This window comes from Pseudomonas sp. CHM02, from assembly GCF_000612585.1.
Taxonomy (GTDB): Bacteria; Pseudomonadota; Gammaproteobacteria; order Pseudomonadales; family Pseudomonadaceae; genus Aquipseudomonas.
On the sequence record NZ_JFCA01000121.1, the window covers coordinates 1 to 365 of the forward strand.

The 365-nt window shown below is 62.7% G+C and carries 1 protein-coding gene; it reads right to left on the minus strand.

The features are described from left to right. Window positions 1-58: 58 nt before the first annotated feature. Window positions 59-365: HAD family hydrolase (locus tag BM70_RS34115; RefSeq protein ID WP_025859601.1), on the minus strand; the 307-nt coding region annotated here is incomplete at its 5' end.

Genomic DNA, 365 nt, shown 5'->3' on the forward strand with positions numbered 1-365 from the left:
AAAATGTGCCTGATAGACCGCTATCGCAGGCAAGCCAGCTCCCACATTGGGTTCGGTGTCAGTTCCAGCTGCGGAGCAATTCTGGCAGCTCCGCCAGGTTGCGAATCTCGGCATCCGGACGCTTATCCGCATCCCACGCCTTGCCCGTCGGGTTGAACCACACCGCCCGCAGCCCGGCCTGCTGCGCCCCGGCGATGTCGTCGCCTGGGTGATCGCCGATATGCACCGCCGCACTGGCATCGACCCCGCCGCGTTGCAAGGCTTCCTGAAACAACCGCGCATCCGGCTTGGCGATGCCGATATCTTCGGCACGCAGCGCAAAATGGAAGTAATCCGCCAGGCCAACACGCTGTACATCGGCATTG